The sequence below is a fragment of the Streptomyces sp. NPDC048473 genome, assembly GCF_043200155.1.
In the GTDB taxonomy this organism is placed as follows: domain Bacteria; phylum Actinomycetota; class Actinomycetes; order Streptomycetales; family Streptomycetaceae; genus Streptomyces.
This window is the reverse complement of the sequence record NZ_JBICXE010000001.1, coordinates 342,655-360,280: the sequence shown is the minus strand read 5'-3', so window position 1 is coordinate 360,280 and position 17,626 is coordinate 342,655. Positions and strand designations below refer to the sequence as shown.

12 protein-coding genes are annotated in these 17,626 nt (G+C 68.8%); 4 read left to right on the top strand and 8 right to left on the bottom strand.

Annotated features, from left to right (window positions below; translation table 11 throughout):
* Positions 1-40: 40 nt before the first annotated feature.
* Positions 41-2,356, bottom strand: coding sequence for a hypothetical protein (locus ACGFU7_RS01695; RefSeq protein WP_393691228.1), 2,316 nt, complete (start codon positions 2,354-2,356; stop codon positions 41-43).
* Between the two features lie 241 nt (positions 2,357-2,597).
* Between ACGFU7_RS01695 and ACGFU7_RS01690 the strand changes: the two genes are divergently transcribed.
* Complete coding sequence (locus ACGFU7_RS01690) at positions 2,598-4,184, top strand: Na+/H+ antiporter (protein WP_393691226.1); 1,587 nt, start codon at positions 2,598-2,600, stop codon at positions 4,182-4,184.
* Between the two features lie 33 nt (positions 4,185-4,217).
* Here ACGFU7_RS01690 and ACGFU7_RS01685 read toward each other — a convergent pair whose 3' ends face one another.
* On the bottom strand, positions 4,218-5,342 hold the full coding sequence (locus ACGFU7_RS01685; protein WP_393691827.1) for a mechanosensitive ion channel family protein: 1,125 nt from the start codon (positions 5,340-5,342) through the stop codon (positions 4,218-4,220).
* A gap of 37 nt (positions 5,343-5,379) precedes the next feature.
* Here ACGFU7_RS01685 and ACGFU7_RS01680 point away from each other — a divergent pair, with 37 nt between their 5' ends.
* Entirely contained in the window at positions 5,380-5,958 is a 579-nt protein-coding gene (locus tag ACGFU7_RS01680) for a dienelactone hydrolase family protein (RefSeq protein WP_393691825.1), read from the top strand.
* Positions 5,959-6,009: 51 nt separating this feature from the next.
* On the opposite strand, the gene ACGFU7_RS01675 is transcribed toward ACGFU7_RS01680, so the two are convergent.
* From ACGFU7_RS01675 to ACGFU7_RS01655, 5 genes are all read right to left on the bottom strand, one after another.
* Positions 6,010-6,990, bottom strand: coding sequence for a zinc metalloprotease (locus ACGFU7_RS01675; RefSeq protein WP_393691224.1), 981 nt, complete (start codon positions 6,988-6,990; stop codon positions 6,010-6,012).
* Between the two features lie 315 nt (positions 6,991-7,305).
* The gene (locus ACGFU7_RS01670; RefSeq protein WP_393691222.1) at positions 7,306-8,967 is read right to left on the bottom strand and encodes an alkaline phosphatase D family protein; all 1,662 of its coding nucleotides are present in this window, start codon (positions 8,965-8,967) and stop codon (positions 7,306-7,308) included.
* Positions 8,968-9,064: 97 nt separating this feature from the next.
* Positions 9,065-9,880 carry a DsbA family protein gene (locus tag ACGFU7_RS01665; RefSeq protein WP_393691220.1) on the bottom strand — a complete coding sequence of 272 codons (816 nt, stop codon included), beginning with the start codon at positions 9,878-9,880 and terminating at the stop codon, positions 9,065-9,067.
* Between the two features lie 48 nt (positions 9,881-9,928).
* A complete protein-coding gene (locus ACGFU7_RS01660) occupies positions 9,929-10,660 on the bottom strand; it encodes a hypothetical protein (protein WP_393691218.1) in 732 nt (243 codons plus the stop codon).
* A gap of 66 nt (positions 10,661-10,726) precedes the next feature.
* Positions 10,727-12,052: a DUF2252 domain-containing protein gene (locus tag ACGFU7_RS01655; RefSeq protein WP_393691216.1), complete on the bottom strand. Its 1,326-nt coding sequence runs from the start codon at positions 12,050-12,052 to the stop codon at positions 10,727-10,729.
* A gap of 169 nt (positions 12,053-12,221) precedes the next feature.
* Here ACGFU7_RS01655 and dnaE point away from each other — a divergent pair, with 169 nt between their 5' ends.
* Complete coding sequence (gene dnaE / locus ACGFU7_RS01650) at positions 12,222-15,758, top strand: DNA polymerase III subunit alpha (RefSeq protein ID WP_393691214.1); 3,537 nt, start codon at positions 12,222-12,224, stop codon at positions 15,756-15,758.
* Between the two features lie 96 nt (positions 15,759-15,854).
* Here the strand turns inward: dnaE and ACGFU7_RS01645 are convergent, their stop codons facing one another.
* Positions 15,855-16,034 carry a hypothetical protein gene (locus ACGFU7_RS01645; RefSeq protein ID WP_393691212.1) on the bottom strand — a complete coding sequence of 60 codons (180 nt, stop codon included), beginning with the start codon at positions 16,032-16,034 and terminating at the stop codon, positions 15,855-15,857.
* Positions 16,035-16,258: 224 nt separating this feature from the next.
* Between ACGFU7_RS01645 and ACGFU7_RS01640 the strand changes: the two genes are divergently transcribed.
* Entirely contained in the window at positions 16,259-17,536 is a 1,278-nt protein-coding gene (locus ACGFU7_RS01640; RefSeq protein ID WP_393691210.1) for an NYN domain-containing protein, read from the top strand.
* The last annotated feature ends 90 nt before the right edge of the window (positions 17,537-17,626 follow it).

Genomic DNA, 17,626 nt, shown 5'->3' with positions numbered 1-17,626 from the left:
GACCGTACGGAGCGAGCGGCACCCCCTGCATACGCCCGGGTCAGTCCGGCAGGCCCCAGCGCGTCCACGTCCCGTTCGACGGCACATCGCGTGGGCCCGTCCCGGGGCGGTGCGCGCCGTGCGGAGTGACCACCGCCGTGCCACCGCGCGGCAGAGCGACCGTGATCCGGCCCGGTCCGGTCTCCCGCCAGTGCAGCGGGCGCCCGTACGTGTCCCGTACATCGATCCGGCCCGCGATGGAGTGGTCCAGGGTCAGCGGTGCGCCCGCCTCGCTGTGCACCCGTACCCAGCGCGTGGCACCGCCGGAGCGGTCCGCGTCCACGAGGAAGGCGCCCTGGGTGCGCAGTGACGCGATCGACGCGTCCGCCCAGCGGTCCGAGACGGACGGGAAGACCTTCACCACCCCCTCGTGGCCCTGCACCACCATGTCGAGCATCGACTGGGCGGCGGACAGCGGGCTCTCCAGGGCGAGGTTCTTGCCTTCCCGGTACATCGTGTTGACCGTCATCTGACAGTCCGCGACCACCTTCAGATCGGTGAAGAAGGTCAGGAAGTCGAGGGCCTTCTCCGGCTCGTCCATCACCGAGTACATGGACGAGGCGGTGGCGTAGCTGTAGCCGTGCCACAGCTGCTGCATGGAGACCCAGTGGTCCATGGAGCGTTGCATCACATCGCGGTCCCCGGCCCGGTCCCAGTTCCGTTCGCGCAGCGGGTAGAGCCAGAGCAGATGCGAGTGGTGGCGGTGCGAGTCGGCGAGCGGGACATCCTTGCCGATCATGACGCCGGCCGCCGGGTCCTCGGCGTACGGGGTGAGCCTGAGGTCGATGTCCTGCCAGCGCTCCAGCCGCGGATCGTTGTTCCGCAGCAGCTTCGCCGACGCGATCAGGGTGCGCACACCCCAGCGGACGAGCGAGAGGTCGTAGGTGCAGTCCGCGGCGTTGGCGTACTCGGGGGAGCGGGTCTCCAGCAGATGCAGCCTGCCGTCCGGGCCCTCGTGCAGGAAGTGCGCGTAGAAGTTGATGGCCTTCGCGAGGATCGGATACACCACGTCGCGCAGGACGGACAGGTCCATCGAGTGCCGGTAGGACTGCCAGACGTTGTGCAGGGCCCAGGTGAGATTGCCGAAGTTGTCGGAGACGTGGTCCGAGCCCGGGGCGCCGACGTCGTACGTATCGCCTGCGCGCAGCTGCCAGTCGGAGGGGTGGCCGAGCGCGTAGCTCTCGCCGTCGCGGTAGTCGGCAGGGACGGAGGTCGGCAGGTTGTGTTCGAAGCGGCGGAAGGCGCCCGTCACGGAGTCGAGTTCGGGGTGGTTGGAGCCGTGAATGGGTGCCATGCCGATCTGGACGTTGAGGTTCCACCAGACCGCGGTCCAGTTGTTGCCGACCTCGGGGAACCACGGGCCCCATTCGGAGATCGTCGGACCCTCGGCCCTGGTCGAGGCGGCGAGCTTGTAGAGCTGGATGAGGTAGAAGCTCTGCAGCCGCTTGTCCGGCACGGAGAGGAAGCTGCGCCGGTAGTACGCGTGCCACCAGGTGCGGTGACGGTCCACCAGCCGGTCGGGATCGGCGGCGAGGGTGCGGTCCACGGCGCTCAGCGCTTCCATCGTCGCCTGTGACACCTGGCCGGGGAAGCGGTAGACGAGGTGTGCGGCGAGCAGCCGGCCGGTGCCCTCGCGCTGCTCGCGCCAGGCGGTGGTCCAGCCGCCGCCGGCGAGCAGCGGCTGCTCGACGAAGCCGTCGCCGACGCGCGGGTCCGGGTTGGCCGTGTAGTCCTCGGGCTTGCCGCTGCTGCGGGTGGTGGCAGCGGGCAGCCACTGGAAGGACCAGGCGGCGGACTCCTCGCCGGGGGTGGGCCGGGTGGAGATCAGCAGGGCACTGGTGTCGTTCTGGACGAGGGCGGAGAAGGCCAGGGAGCCGCGGGTGGTGGTGACGGTGCCGCGCAGCTCGGCGTCGTACAGATCCAGGGTCCAGTCGACGGCGGTGATCTCCCCGGCGAGGGTCAGGGTGAAGTACCCGATGGGGAGGCGGGAGAAGCCGATGCCGCCGCGCCACTGGCCGCGCTGGTCCTGCACCTGGCTGTGACTGAGCATCAGCTTCAGGGTGTTGGCGGTCTTTCCCGCGTACAGCTGGGCGCCGAGGCAGCCGTTGGCGAGGAAGGGGGCCTGCTGCCAGCCGGTGGGGAGCGTGCGCCAGGTCATGGCGGCGTCGCGGACGGTCTTCTCGTAGATGCCGGCGCCCGGGTGGCCCGTCGGTGCGGGGGTTGCTGCGGCCCATGCGGTACGGGAGCCGGCGAGCCAGAGCGCGGATGTTCCGGCAGCGGCGGCGCCGACGAAATGCCTTCGGGAGAACGCAGTCACGTGGTTTCTCCTGCCAGTCATGTATGTGGTGAGGGTTCTTGTCCCTGAATGACGCACGCTGCATACTGCCCGCCCGGAGGGGGCAGCGGAAGAGGGCTGACCGCATAGACATCGGAGGAATGGTCGGTCAGGGAGGCGCTATAGAGGGGGTGTTGTCTGGATTGCGGGCCTTGCGTGGCAGGCTTGAAGTCCAGATCCGCCGATCACAGAGACCGGCTCGCCGCGTTCCGGAAGGCACCTCGTGGACCAAATGGCACTGCTCCTCCTGCTGTTGCTCGGAGCTGTGGTCACGGTGCCACTGGGGGAGCGTCTCGGACTGCCCGCGCCGGTGCTGATGACGCTCGCCGGAGTAGGTATGGCGTTCCTCAGCTTCGTACCGAATGTGGACATCCCGCCCGAGATCATTCTTCCCGCGCTGCTGCCGCCGCTGCTCTACGCCTCGGTGCAGCGCACCTCCTGGCGGCAGTTCGCCGCCAATAAACGACCGATCTTTCTGCTGGCCGTGGCGCTGGTCTTCATCACGACGGCCGCCGTCGCCGCGGTCGCCAACGCGATCGTCCCCGGGCTGCCCATCGCCGCCGCCGTGGCGCTCGGCGCGCTCGTCGCCCCGCCCGACCCGGTCGCGGCGACGGCCGTCGCGGGCTCGGTCGGACTGCCGCGCAGGCTTGTCTCCATCCTGGAGGGCGAGGGGCTGTTCAACGATGTGACCGCGATCGTGCTGTACCACGTGGCGATCGCCGCCGCGGTGAGCGGTACGTTCTCGCTGCCGGAGGCGTTCGGGCTGCTGTTCCTCTCCGCGGTCGTCGCCGTGGTGGTGGGTCTCGCGCTCGGCTGGATCACCATCAAACTCATGGGCCTGCTCGGCGATGCCACGCTCCAGGTCGGCCTCACCCTGCTGGTGCCGTTCGTGAGTTATGTGCTCGCGGAGGAGCTGATGGGGTCGGGTGTCCTCGCCGTCCTCACCACCGCGCTCTTCCTCGCCGAGCACACCGCCGACGCCGACGACGTCCTTGGGCGGCTCACCGGCCGTACCTTCTGGGAGATCGTCGACACCCTCGTCACCGGGGTCGCCTTCGGGCTGATCGGCCTCGAACTGCACAACGTCTTCGGGACGGCCGACGGGCGCGAGTTCCGGATGCTCGGCTGGAGCCTGGCCGTCGTCGCCGTCGTCGTCGGCGTACGGCTGCTGTATCTGCTGCCCGCGACCTGGCTCGCCAAGCGGCTGCACACCCGGCGCGACGTCAGCGAGGAGATCCCCACCAGCTGGCGGGAGACCGTCGTCATGTGGTGGTCCGGGATGCGCGGAGTGGCCTCGGTCGCGCTGGCGCTCGCGATTCCGCTGAAGACGGACGACGGGAAGCCGTTCCCGGGCCGTGACGAGATCGTCTTCATCGCCTTCGCCGTGATCATGGCCACGCTCGTCGTCCAGGGACTCACCCTGCCGTGGCTGGTCCGCAAGCTCCGTGTCCAGGCGGACACGGACGCCGAGGAGGCGCTGGAGAAGGACCTCGCGATCCGCGCCGCGAAGGCCGCGAAGCAGCGGCTCAAGGAGATCCGGGAGGTCGAGGAGTTCCCGGACGAGGTCGCGGAGCGGCTGCAGCGGCTGGCGTACGACATGGGGGCGCGGATCAGCCCCGACATGGTCGACGACGAGCGCCGCGAGGCGTACGCGAAGCGAGCCGAACGCTTCAAGGCAGTCAACCGAGTGCAGCGCGAAATGATGTCGGCCGCCCGCCACGCGGTGCTCGCGGCCCGCAGCGAGGCGGGCACGGACCCGGAGGTCGTCGACCGGGTGCTGCGACACCTGGACGTACGCAGCCTGCGGTGAGGCGGGTCCGTGCCGGGCGGCGCCCGCGCCCGGTCAGCCGCGTCCCGTGCGGGGGGACCTGTCCCAGCCCGTCGGCTTCTCGTCCGTGGGGCGGGGCGGGTCCGGCCACTCCGCGCCCGGCGGAAGCGCCGCGGGCGCCGTCGCGATCCTCGGCAGCGCGTACGGATGGTGGTCGCGCAGCCAGCCGATGAGCTGTTCCCGTACGGCACAGCGCACGGTCCAGATGTCGTCCGCGTCCTTCGCCGTGACCACCGCGCGGACCTGGATCGTCGACGGTGTGCTGTCCGTGACCGCGAGGGACCAGTTGCGCCCGTCCCAGGCGGCGCACTCGCCCAGGATGTCCCGCAGCTGCTCACGCATCGCGGCGACCGGGGCCGAGTGGTCGAGGTGGAAGAAGACCGAGCCGGTCATCTGGGCGCCGCCGCGCGACCAGTTCTCGAACGGTTTGCTGGTGAAGTACGAGACCGGCATCGTGATCCTCCGCTCGTCCCAGGTCCGCACCGCGAGGAACGTCAGCGTGATCTCCTCGATCGTGCCCCACTCGCCGTCCACCACCACCGTGTCGCCGATCCGCACCATGTCGCCGAACGCGATCTGCAGCCCCGCGAAGAGATTGCCGAGCGTCGACTGGGCCGCGATGCCCGCGACGATGCCCAGCACACCGGCCGAGGCCAGCATCGAGGTGCCGAACGTCCGCATCGCCGGGAAGGTCAGCAGCATCGCGCCGACGGCGACGGTCGCCACAACCGCGGTGACCACCCGCTGGATCAGCGTCACCTGCGTACGGACCCGCCGCACCCGTGCCGGATCGCGGGTGCTCGCGGCGTACCGGGCGTAGAGGGAATCCACGACGGCCGTCGCGATCCGCACCACCAGCCAGGCCGATGTCCCGATCAGCACCAGCGTCAGCATCTGGCCGATCCCCGTCCGGTGGTCCTTGACGAGTTCGAGCCGGGTGTGGGTGTACGTGCCCCGCAGCAGCGCCGTGCACAGGGTCAGCTGGAGCGGGATCCGGCAGCGCCGCAGCAGGCCCCACAGCGGGGTCTCGTGGTGCCGGCGGTCGGCCCGTCTGAGCAGCAGATCGACCAGCCAGCCGACCAGCAGCGTGATCACGACCGAGCCGCCGACGACGATCAGCGGACGCAGTACGTTCTCCATCCCGTCGTTCTCCATGTTCCCGAACGTAGCTGGCACCATTGGCCTCATGAACATCATGCTTTTCCACTCGACGTACGGTCTGCGCCCCGCGGTGCACGCGGCCGCCGACCGGCTGCGCGCCGCCGGGCACGAGGTGCAGGTGCCCGATCTCTTCGAGGGGCACACCTTCGAAACCGTCGGGGAAGGCATGGCCTTCAAGGAAGAGGTGGGCAAGGACGAGCTGCTCAGGCGGGCCGTGCTGGCCGCCGCGCCCTACTCCGAACGGGGCCTGGTGTACGCGGGTTTCTCCTTCGGGGCGTCCACCGCGCAGACCCTGGCGCTCGGTGACGCGAAGGCACGCGGTCTGCTGCTGTTCCACGGCACCTCGGACATCGCCGAGAACGCCTCGGTGGACGAGCTGCCCGTACAGCTGCATGTCGCGGACCCGGACCCGTTCGAGACGCACGACTGGCTGAACTCCTGGTATCTGCAGATGCAGCGGACCGGTGCCGATGTCGAGGTCTACCGCTACCCGGGCGCGGGCCATCTCTTCACGGACCCCGAACTGCCGGACCACGACGCGGCCTCGGCCGAGCTGGCCTGGAAGGTCGCGCTCGGCTTCCTTGCCACGCTGTGACCGCGCGAAGGGCCCCGCACAGCGCGAGGCCCTTCGGACGGACGGGGTGGATCAGCCCCGGTAGGCGATCCAGCTGTCGCTCATCCGCTGCACCTGGCCCGGGGTGAACTGGTACATGCAGGAGTCATACGTGTAATCCATGAAGTTGTGGATCGGGTCGACCCCTGTCTTGTTGGTGCAGGTGTCGCGACCGGTCGGGCACTCGAACGCGGCGCTCTTCTCGGCGGGAGTGTCGGAGACGTAGTCGCCGTTGCCGTTACAGCCGCCCTGGAAGGTGTGGTAGAGCCCCATCCAGTGGCCGACCTCGTGGGTGGCGGTGTCGCCCTCGTCGTAGTTGGTGGCGGAGCCGCCGGGCAGCGAGGCGTCGAGGATGACGACGCCGTCCATGCTCGGGCTGGAGGCGTACGAGCTGGGGAAGGTGGCCCAGCCGAGCAGGCCGCCGCCGAGGTTGGCGGTGTAGATGTTGAGCGCGTTCTTGCCGCCCTTGCGCAGCGTCGACTTCATCGACTTCTCGGCGGCGGAGCCCGACGCGAGGTTGTACCAGGAGGCATTGTCCGTGTAGTCGGTGCCGGCCAGCGAGAACTGGAATCCGGAGTCGGTGTTGCCGGTGCCCTGGCCGCTGTAGGCGGCGTTCAGCACATTCATCTGGCTGCTGATGTCGCCAGCGGTGAGCTTGCCGGTGGTACCGGAGTGGATGACGTGGAAGTAGACCGGGATGGTTGCTCCGGCAGCGAGCGTGGAGCCGCTGACCCGGCGGTCCGCGAGTCTCTCCTTGAGCTGCGTGTCCATGGCCTTGGCCTGGGACGTGGTGAGTTCATTGGGGTCCGCGGCGTGCTTGGTGCCCGAGGGGCGGGCCTCGCGCGCGGTGGCGCTGGTGCTCGCCTCGCTCGCGCACTTCTCGGCGGACGCGGCGGACGCGGCGGACGCGGCGGAGGTGGACGCCTTTGCGGCGGCGGAGCCGGTGGAAGCGGAGAGCGGTGCCAGGGCCAGGGTTCCGGCCAGTACGGCTGTGCCGATCGCACGGTTACGCATACGCGGCGATATAAGGGCAAGAGTGCGCACAGGGACTCCTCGCGGATGTGTGGGGGAGGGATTTCCTCACCCGCCGCCGGGAGATTACGTGCGCATGTCAGATCTTGAGGAGGATCGATCAGGCCCAATCAATCGTGGGGCAAACCGGGGAAACGGGAAGAAGTAATTCTGTGTGTTCCAGAGTTTGAGACGCGGACGTAATGTCCCGCGTTACCCCGGCGGGTGGTGTGTCCCCATTGGAGCCGGGGGATACACCACCCGCCGTAGCGATGTAATGCGCCGTCAACATGAACCGGAGTGGCTGAAAACAGACCCTCAGCGCACCGGGCGGTCCGCCCGCTCGACCTTCTGCGTCCCGCTGAGCGTCCGGTACGAACGCGTCCAGGCGGAGGTCGCGTCCCGCTTCGTCTTGTCGGAGACCACGTAGTAGTCCATCTGCGAGCGCTCGGCGGTCACATCGAGGACGCCGTAGCCGTGCGAGTCCATGTCCACCCACTTCACATGGCGGTTGGCGGCCTTGACCGCCGCGGCGGCGACCACCGACACGGTCTGCGGCGCGACATGCAGGATGTCGTCGAGATTGTCCGAGGTCACCGACGTCACCACGAACTCGGTGGCGGCCGACGCCGAGAGCGGATACGTCGCCGCCTTCACCGGCACGTCATTGGCCCACGCCATGTGGATGTCGCCGGTCAGGAAGACCGTGTTGGTGATCGACCGGTCCCGCAGATGCGTGATCAGCTCCTTGCGGTCGTCCGTGTACCCGTCCCACTGGTCGACATTGACGGCAAGGCCCTCCGTGGGCAGCCCCAGCAACCCGGCCAGCGGCTCCAGCAGATGCGCGGGTACGGAACCGAACGCGACCGGCGAGATCATCACCGACGTACCGACCAGCTTCCAGGTGGCGTCCGAGCCGGCCAGGCCCGACTTCAGCCAGTCCAGCTGCGCCCGGCCGGTGATCGTGCGGTCCGGGTCGTCGACCGAGCCGTTGCCGATCGTCGACTGCTGGGAGCGGAAGGTGCGCAGATCGAGGAGGTGGAGATCGGCCAGGCTGCCGAAGCGCAGCCGCCGGTAGACGGTGCCCTCGGTGGAGGCGCGGACCGGCATCCACTCGAAGTACGCCTGCTTGGCGCCCGCGGCCCGGTCGGTCCAGGAGCCCTCCGTGCCCGGCGTGTGGTTCTCGGCCCCGCCCGACCAGGCGTCGTTGGCGAACTCGTGGTCGTCCCAGATCGCGATCACCGGGTGGGTGGCGTGCAGGGTCTGGAGGTCGGTGTCCGTCTTGTAGTTGCCGTGCCGGGTGCGGTAGTCGGCGAGGGTGAGGATCTCGTGCTTCGGCTCGTGCGGCCGTACGACGTACTTCGCGTCCGGGTAACTGCCCGACGCGTACTCGTAGATGTAGTCGCCGAGATGCAGTACCGCGTCGAGGTCGGCGCGGGCGGCGAGATGCCGGTACGGGGAGAAGAACCCGGACTCCCAGTTGGCGCACGACACCACCCCGAAGCGCACACCGGGTGTGGCAGCGCCGGCCGCGGGCGCGGTACGGGTGCGGCCCGTCGGCGAGAAGGTCCCCCTGCCGTCGCCCGCCGAGAAGCGGAACCAGTAGGCGGTGGCCGGGCCCAGCCCCCGCACATCGGCCTTGACGGTGTGGTCGGAAGCGGCCCTCGCGACGGTGGTGCCCCGGGCGACGACCCGGGCGAACTCCTTGTCCTCGGCGACCTCCCAGCGCACCGGCGTATCGGCGCCACGGCCTGAGCCGGGCACGGCGTCGGGGGCCGGGGTGACGCGGGTCCACAGGAGTATGCCGTCGGGGAGGGGGTCGCCGGAGGCGACGCCGTGCAGGAAGGCGGGCCCGTCCGCGGCACGCGCGGTGGTGGCGGCGCCCAGCACGGGGACGGCGACGGCGGTGGCGGCCGCGGCCTTGACGACCGTGCGGCGGCTGGGGGCGGATATCGGCGAAGAAAGGTGTCGACTGGTCACGGAGGAGAACCCTACTGACCGGTAAAGCGAACGGGCAGGCGAACGAAGGGAGTTCGCCTGCCCGTCGGAGAGCCGCTGCCGGGAGTTTGCCGTCCGGCTAGCCCTTCAGTGCGCCGGTGATCGCGGTGTTGAAGTCGGCCACCGACATCGGCGCGTTCTTGCCGTCCGCGCCGGTGAGCGCCTTGCCGTCCATCTTCAGCGTCGGAGTGCCCTGCACACCGCTCTTGTCGAACGCCGCGGACATCTTCATCGCCCAGTTGTCGTACGTACCGTCCTTGACGTCCTTCTGGAACGCCTTGTTGCCCTTCAGGGCGTCGACGGTGTCGGCAACCTTGATCAGGTACGCATCGTCCTTGAACTTGTCGTCGGTCTCCTCCGGGTGGTACTTCGCGGAGTAGAGCGCGAACTTGTAGTCGAGGAACGCCTCCGGGCTGACATTGAGCGCGGCACCGAGCGCGCTCAGCGCGTTCTTCGAGCCCTCGCCGTTGCCGGCGTTGTCGATGAACGTGGCACCGACGTACTTGATCTTGTACTTCCCGGCGTCGACGTCCTTGTGCACCGTCTCGCCGACCGTCTGCTCGAACGTGGCGCAGATCGGGCAGCGCGAGTCCTCGTACAGCTCCAGGGTCTTCTTGGCGGTCGACTTCCCGATGACGACGGTCGTGCCGTTGTCGCCCGAGGTGTTCTTGGGCGCGGTCACGTTCTTCGCGTCCTTGGCCGCGTTCCAGTGGGACGGCTTGTTCAGCTGCATGACACCCCAGGTGGCGACGCCCACGACCGCCAGCACGGCGACGATCGAGACGCCGACGACGATCTGCCTGCGGGCCTTGTCCTTCTTGGCCTGGCGCTCGCGCTCGGCGCGCAGACGCTCGCGGGCCGCCGACTTGTTGGCCTGGCTGTTGCGCTTGCTCATGTTCGTCTCTCCATGGTGTGGGTGGTACGTCGTCAGGGATGGGCGTGCTCAGGCGATGGCGCAGGCCGAGCGCGGCGGTCCCCTCCGCCCCACGGAGTGCACGAGCAGACGGGCGTGTACGGGCAGGTGCGGGCCGCGTCCGGCGGGGCGCACCCTGCGGCGTACGGAGCGGCGGGCCGTACCCACCACGGCGACCGCGATCAGCAGCGGCCGGAACGCCAGGACGGCGACCGCGCCCAGCAGGCCGGCGAGCGCGGACTCGCCGCGCCGCAGCCAGGCTGCCGCGAGCAGACCGACCGTCACATGGGCGGCGAGCAGCAGCCAGGGCACCGCCGGGCCCGGGGAGGCCAGCAGCGCGGCCGCCGTGTGTCCGCCGACGGTCACCGAGGCGAGCGGGGTGCCGACGTCACCGACGCCGCCGAGCTGCGTCGCACCGGCACCGATGTCACCGCCGCCGCACAGCACATCGACGCCGACCGAGCGCAGCGGCCCCGCGATCGGGCCGCCTGCCGCGCCGTAACAGAGGTGCTGGCCGGTGGTGAAGACGGTGTCGGCGGCCAGCTCCAGCGGGACCAGCAGTCCGGCGATCGCCCCGAAGCCGCGCTCCCGGCCGGCCAGCGCGTACGCCACGGCGAAGACCGTGCCGGCCAGCAGGGCGACGACGGTCAGCGGCAGCGCGACCCGGGAGAGCAGCACATGGGACGCAGCGGAGAGCGTCACGACGAGCGCCGTGAAAAGCGCCGCGCGAACGACTCTGAGCTGCGTCCCGGATATGTCCATCGTCGAGGAGTGTCGCATGCGAACCTGTAGGCACCCCCTGAAGGGGGTCCGGCCGCGTGCGGAGCCCTACAGCCCCGGGATGCGGCCGTTGCGGAAAAGATCCACAAAGATCTGGTGGTCGGCGCGGGCCCGGGCGCCGTAGCTGTGGGCGAAGTCCACCAGCAGGTCGGCGAAGCCCTCCTCGTCCGCCGCGATCGCCGCGTCGATCGCCCGCTCGGTGGAGAACGGCACCAGCGAGTGGCCGCTCTCGTCGTCCGCCGCGGAGTGCATCGTCGCCGTCGCCCGGCCGAGGTCGGCGACGACCGCCGCGATCTCCTCCGGCTCGTCGATGTCGGACCAGTCCAGATCGACCGCGTACGGAGACACCTCGGCGACCAGCTGTCCGGCCCCGTCCAGCTCGGTCCAGCCGAGCCACGGGTCGGCGTGCGCCTGCAGGGCGCGCTGCGAGATGACCGTGCGGTGGCCCTCGTGCTGGAAGTACTCGCGCACGGCTGCGTCGGTGATGTGCCGGGAGACCGCGGGGGTCTGCGCCTGCTTGAGATAGATCACCACATCGTTCTCCAGGGCGTCGCTGTTGCCCTCCAGAAGGATGTTGTACGAGGGCAGCCCGGCCGAACCGATACCGATGCCGCGACGGCCGACGACATCCTTCACCCGGTAGGAGTCGGGGCGGGTCAGGCTCGACTCCGGCAGCGTCTCCAGATAGCCGTCGAAGGCGGCCAGCACCTTGTAGCGCGTCGCCGCGTCCAGATCGATCGAGCCGCCGCCCGCTGCGAACCGGCGCTCGAAGTCCCGGATCTCCGTCATCGAGTCCAGCAGCGCGAACCGGGTCAGCGACCGGGCGTCGCGCAGCGCGTCCAGCAGCGGTCCCTCAGCCGTGTCCAGCGTGAAGGGCGGCACCTCGTCATTCTTCACACCCGTCGCCAGTGCGTGGATCCGCTCACGGTAGGCCGCCGCGTAGACCCGGACCAGCTCGGTGATCTGGTCGTCACCCAGCGCCTTCGCGTACCCGATCAGCGCGACGGAGGCGGCGAACCGCTTGAGGTCCCAGGTGAACGGGCCGACGTACGCCTCGTCGAAGTCGTTCACATTGAAGATCAGCCGGCCGTTGGCATCCATGTACGTGCCGAAATTCTCCGCGTGCAGATCGCCGTGGATCCACACCCGGCCGGTCCGCTCGTCCAGGTACGGCCCGCCGTGCCGCTCCCGCTCCAGGTCGTTGTAGAACAGGCACGCCGTGCCCCGGTAGAAGGCGAACGCCGAGCCCGCCATCTTGCGGAATTTGACCCGGAAGGCAGCCGGATCGGCGGCCAGTAGCTCCCCGAACGCGGTGTCGAAGACCTCAAGAATCTGCTCCCCGCGCTGCGCTGCGCCGGTCTGCGCTTCCGACATCTCTGGGTGCCTCCTGGTACCTGACGTGCATGACAAATGGGACGGGCTTCTCAGCCCCTTCAACGCGCGACCGTACCTGGGAGTGCCCCTCGGTTGTCACCTCGGAGACGTAGACTTCCACGCTGTCCCCCCAGTCCGTCATCGCCAGTTTTCCCGGAGGCCCGACGCCGTGACCAAGCCGCCCTTTACGCACCTTCACGTCCACACCCAGTACTCGCTGCTGGACGGTGCCGCGCGGCTCAAGGACATGTTCGCTGCCTGCAATGAAATGGGCATGTCGCACATTGCGATGACGGACCACGGCAACCTGCACGGTGCCTACGACTTCTTCCACTCGGCGCAGAAGGCGGGCGTGACGCCGATCATCGGGATCGAGGCGTACGTCGCTCCGGAGTCGCGCAAGCACAAGCGGAAGATCCAGTGGGGCCAGCCGCACCAGAAGCGCGACGACGTCTCGGGTTCGGGTGGTTACACCCACAAGACGATCTGGGCGTCGAACGCGACGGGGCTGCACAACCTCTTCCGGCTCTCCTCGGACGCGTACGCCGAGGGCTGGCTGCAGAAGTGGCCGCGTATGGACAAGGAGACCATCGCCCAGTGGTCCGAGGGCCTGATCGCCTCCACCGGCTGCCCCTCGGGCGAGGTGCAGACGCGACTGCGGCTCGGACAGTTCGACGAGGCGGTCCAGGCGGCCTCCGACTACAAGGACATCTTCGGCGAGGGCAAGTACTTCCTGGAGCTGATGGACCACGGCATCGAGATCGAGCGCCGGGTCCGTGACGGGCTCCTCGAAATCGGCAAGAAGCTGGACATCCCGCCGCTGGTGACCAACGACTCGCACTACACCTACGCGCACGAGGCCACCGCGCACGACGCGCTGCTCTGCATCCAGACCGGCAAGAATCTCTCCGACCCGGACCGCTTCCGCTTCGACGGCACCGGCTACTACCTCAAGACCACCGAAGAGATGTACGCCGTCGACTCCTCCGACGCCTGGCAGGAGGGCTGCGCCAACACCCTGCTGGTCGCGCAGCAGATCGACACCGCCGGCATGTTCGAGAAGCGCGACCTGATGCCGAAGTTCGACATCCCGGACGGCTACACCGAGATCACCTGGTTCCAGGAAGAGGTCCGGGTCGGCATGAACCGCCGCTACCCGGGCGGTGTCCCCGACGACCGGCAGAAGCAGGCCGAGTACGAGATGGACATCATCATCCAGATGGGGTTCCCGGGGTACTTCCTGGTCGTCGCCGACTTCATCATGTGGGCGAAGAACAACGGCATCGCGGTCGGCCCCGGCCGTGGTTCCGCGGCCGGCTCGATCGTGGCGTACGCGATGGGCATCACCGACCTCGACCCGATCGAGCACGGACTGATCTTCGAGCGGTTCCTCAACCCCGAGCGTGTCTCCATGCCCGATGTCGACATCGACTTCGACGAGCGTCGGCGCGTCGAAGTGATCAGGTACGTGACGGAGAAGTACGGCGCCGACAAGGTCGCCATGATCGGCACGTACGGCAAGATCAAGGCGAAGAACGCCATCAAGGACTCCGCCCGCGTCCTCGGCTACCCGTACGCGATGGGCGACCGGCTCACCAAGGCCATGCCCGCCGACGTCCTCGGCAAGGGCATCGACCTCAACGGCATCACCGACCCCAAGCACCCGCGCTACAGCGAGGCGGGCGAGATCCGGGGGATGTACGAGAACGAGCCGGACGTGAAGAAGGTCATCGACACCGCCAAGGGCGTCGAGGGCCTGGTCCGGCAGATGGGCGTGCACGCCGCAGGCGTCATCATGTCCAGCGAGCCCATCGTCGACCACGCCCCGATCTGGGTGCGGCACACCGACGGCGTCACCATCACGCAGTGGGACTACCCGCAGTGCGAGTCGCTCGGCCTGCTGAAGATGGACTTCCTGGGCCTCAGGAACCTGACCATCATGGACGACGCCGTCAAGATGGTGGAGACCAACAAGGGCGTCAAGCTGGACCTGCTCGGTCTCCCGCTGGACGACCCGAAGACGTACGAAATGCTCTGCCGCGGTGACACGCTCGGTGTGTTCCAGTTCGACGGCGGCCCGATGCGCTCCCTGCTGCGCCAGATGCAGCCCGACAACTTCGAGGACATTTCCGCCGTCTCGGCCCTGTACCGGCCGGGCCCGATGGGCATGAACTCGCATACGAACTATGCGGAGCGCAAGAACGGCCGCCAGGAGATCACCCCGATCCACCCGGAGCTGGAGGAGCCGCTCAAGGAGGTCCTCGGCCTGACCTACGGCCTGATCGTGTACCAGGAGCAGGTGCAGAAGGCCGCCCAGATCGTCGCCGGATACTCGCTCGGCGAGGCCGACATCCTGCGCCGCGTCATGGGCAAGAAGAAGGCCGACGAGCTGGAGAAGAACTTCGTTCTCTTCGAGGCCGGCGCCAAGAAGAAGGGCTTCTCCGACGCGGCGATCAAGGCGCTGTGGGATGTTCTGGTCCCGTTCGCCGGATACGCGTTCAACAAGGCGCACTCCTCCGCGTACGGCCTGGTCACCTACTGGACCGCGTACCTCAAGGCGAACTACCCCGCTGAGTACATGGCGGCGCTGCTGACCTCGGTCAAGGACGACAAGGACAAGTCCGCGGTCTATCTCAATGAGTGCCGTCGCATGGGCATCAAGGTGCTGCCGCCCAATGTGAACGAGTCTCTGTCGAACTTCGCCGCGCAGGGCGACGATGTGATCCTCTTCGGCCTCACCGCCGTCCGGAACGTGGGTCAGAACGTCGTCGACTCGATCATCCGGTCCCGCAAGGCGAAGGGGAAGTACAGCACCTTCCCCGACTTCCTCGACAAGGTCGAAGCGGTCGTCTGCAACAAGCGGACCGTCGAATCGCTGATCAAGGCCGGCGCCTTCGACGAGATGGGCCACACCCGCAAGGGCCTGGTCGCCCACCACGAGCCGATGATCGACAACGTGGTGCAGGTCAAGCGCAAGGAGGCCGAGGGACAGTTCGACCTCTTCGGCGGCGGCGAGGAGGACAGCGACGAGCCGGGCTTCGGGCTCGACGTCGAGTTCTCCGACATCGAGTGGGAGAAGTCCTACCTGCTGGCCCAGGAGCGCGAGATGCTCGGCCTGTACGTCTCCGACCACCCGCTCTTCGGTCTGGAACACGTGCTGTCCGACAAGGCCGACGCCTCGATCTCCCAGCTGACCGGCGGGGAGCACTCCGACGGTGCCATCGTCACCGTCGGCGGCATCATCTCCGGCCTCCAGCGCAAGATGACCAAGCAGGGCAACGCCTGGGCCATCGCCACCGTCGAGGACCTGGCCGGTTCCATCGAGTGCATGTTCTTCCCCGCCACCTACCAGCTGGTCTCCACCCAGCTCGTCGAGGACACCGTCGTCTTCGTCAAGGGACGCCTCGACAAGCGGGAGGACGTGCCCCGGCTCGTCGCCATGGAGATGCAGGTCCCCGACATCTCGTCGGCCGGCACCAACGCTCCTGTGGTCCTGACCATCCCCACGGTCAAGATCACCCCGCCGATGGTCAGCCGCCTCGGCGAGGTCCTCAGCAGCCACCGGGGCGACACCGAGGTACGGATCAAACTCCAGGGCCCCCGCAAGACCACGGTGCTCCGGCTCGACCGGCACCGGGTGAAGCCCGACCCGGCGCTCTTCGGTGACCTGAAGGTGCTGCTCGGCCCGTCCTGCCTGGCCGGCTGAGCCGGTTCACGGCCGACGTACGAGAGGGGCGCCCCGCGAAAGCGGGAGCGCCCCTCTCGGCCAACCGGCCTGCGGCCGGACCGGAGATCTGACCGGTCAGTTGTGGCCGAAGCGCCGCTGGTGCTTACGGGCAACATCAGCAGGGCTGCCCTGGGCTTGCGTCTGAGGCTGTATCTGCGACTCGTACGCGTTCGACTTGGGCTCTTCCGCACCGCGCTCCGGACCCGACGCGCGGTTCTGCTGGCTGCTCTGCTTGCGGTTCTTGTTCTTGGCCATGGTGTTCCTCCTACGGGGACTCTCGGGGCCAGGACCGCGTTCAGATTCACATAATGGGATAAAGCATGCATGTTGGATCATTACCGTGCGTAGTGAGGGGGTATCATGCGCCGTTTTCCGGATCCGCCACGCCGATGATCGAGTTCCGGCCGTCAACCCCTGCGCGGTCGGGCAGACTCGAAGGAAACCCTTGGCAAAGACCACACCCGAACTTCTGGAAGAGGGTGGAACGCGTGGACCGTTGCGTCGTCCTGGTGGACGCCGGCTACTTGCTGGGCGCAGCCGCGAGTCTTCTGGCCGGGGAGCCCGCGCGTTCCCGCATCACCGTCGACCACACGGCCCTCATCCGGGGCCTGCGCGAGCTTGCGGAGGCCGATACGCGGCAGTCGCTGCTGCGGATCTACTGGTTCGACGGCGCCCCCGACCGCGTACCGCAGCCCGAGCACCGCAGACTTCGTGTGATGCCCCGGGTGACCGTCAGGCTCGGCGCTCTCACCCGCAGCGACGGGCGCTGGGCGCAGAAGGGCGTCGACGCCGCGATGCATGCCGAGCTCACCGAACTGGCCAGGAACCGGGCCTGTTCCGACGTGGTGCTGGTGACCGGTGACGGCGATCTGCTGCCCGGCCTGATGTCCGCCAAGGAACACGGCGTCGCCGTCCATCTGTGGGCCGTCCAGGCCGCCGACGGCGACTACAACCAGTCCGAGGACCTGGTCGCCGAGGCCGACGAACGAAGGGTGCTCGACCGGGCCTGGATCACCCAGGCCGTACGGGCCAAAGAGACCGGCGGCGTCTGCGCCCCGCCGCCCGCGCCCCGGCCGGAGATCGCCGCCATCCTCTCCGCGCCCCTGCCCGAGGCGGCCCTCGCCGCCTCCGCCGAGCGGGCATTGGAGGCCCAGGCCGCGGCCGCCCGCAACGGCACGGCCCCGCCGCCCGACGAGAGCCCCGCAACCGACCGGCCGGGCCACGGCGGAAAGGGCGTCCCCACCCCCAAAGATCTGGCGGGCACCCTGCGCGGCCCCGGCCCCGGCGCACAGCCCGACCGGCCCTCGCCCGCCAACGCCACCCTGCGCTGGTCCTCCGACAAGGGCTGGATGGAGCGCGGCGGACCGCTGGGCGAGCCCGCCGAAACCGCCTCCCTCCCGACGCTGGCCCAGCTCACCAGCGCCGAACAGCGCTGGGCGGACCGCGAGGAGGACATCACCACCGTCGGCGGCGACCCATTCGAGGTGGGCCAGGTCTTCGCCCGGCGCTGGATGGAGCGGCTGCCGGAGACCGCCCATCTGCAGAAGCTGTCGACCATGTATCCCCGCATCCCGCACCGCATCGACGGCGAACTGCTGCGGTACGCGGCACGGTTCGGCCTGCTCGCCCACAAAGACGACCAGATCGACGAACACGACCGCTACGCGATCCGGGCCGGATTCTGGCGGGAGATCGATGTACGGGCCGCGGCGGAGCACGCCCCGGCGGTGGAGCGGACGGGCCCCTCCGGCGACTGACGGCACAACGGTCCCGCGGGCGGGCAACCCGGCCTGCGATTGCGGCGTCGACGCCCGACCGGCAAGGCCCCGGGCGCAATACGGGGCATC

Coding starts and splice junctions, on each gene's coding strand:
- ACGFU7_RS01685 (WP_393691827.1), bottom strand. CDS start 5,342: ATGGAGAACGTACTGCGTCCGCTGATCGTCGTCGGCGGCTCGGTCGTG.
- ACGFU7_RS01675 (WP_393691224.1), bottom strand. CDS start 6,990: ATGCGTAACCGTGCGATCGGCACAGCCGTACTGGCCGGAACCCTGGCC.
- ACGFU7_RS01665 (WP_393691220.1), bottom strand. CDS start 9,880: ATGAGCAAGCGCAACAGCCAGGCCAACAAGTCGGCGGCCCGCGAGCGT.
- ACGFU7_RS01660 (WP_393691218.1), bottom strand. CDS start 10,660: ATGGACATATCCGGGACGCAGCTCAGAGTCGTTCGCGCGGCGCTTTTC.
- ACGFU7_RS01655 (WP_393691216.1), bottom strand. CDS start 12,052: ATGTCGGAAGCGCAGACCGGCGCAGCGCAGCGCGGGGAGCAGATTCTT.
- ACGFU7_RS01645 (WP_393691212.1), bottom strand. CDS start 16,034: ATGGCCAAGAACAAGAACCGCAAGCAGAGCAGCCAGCAGAACCGCGCG.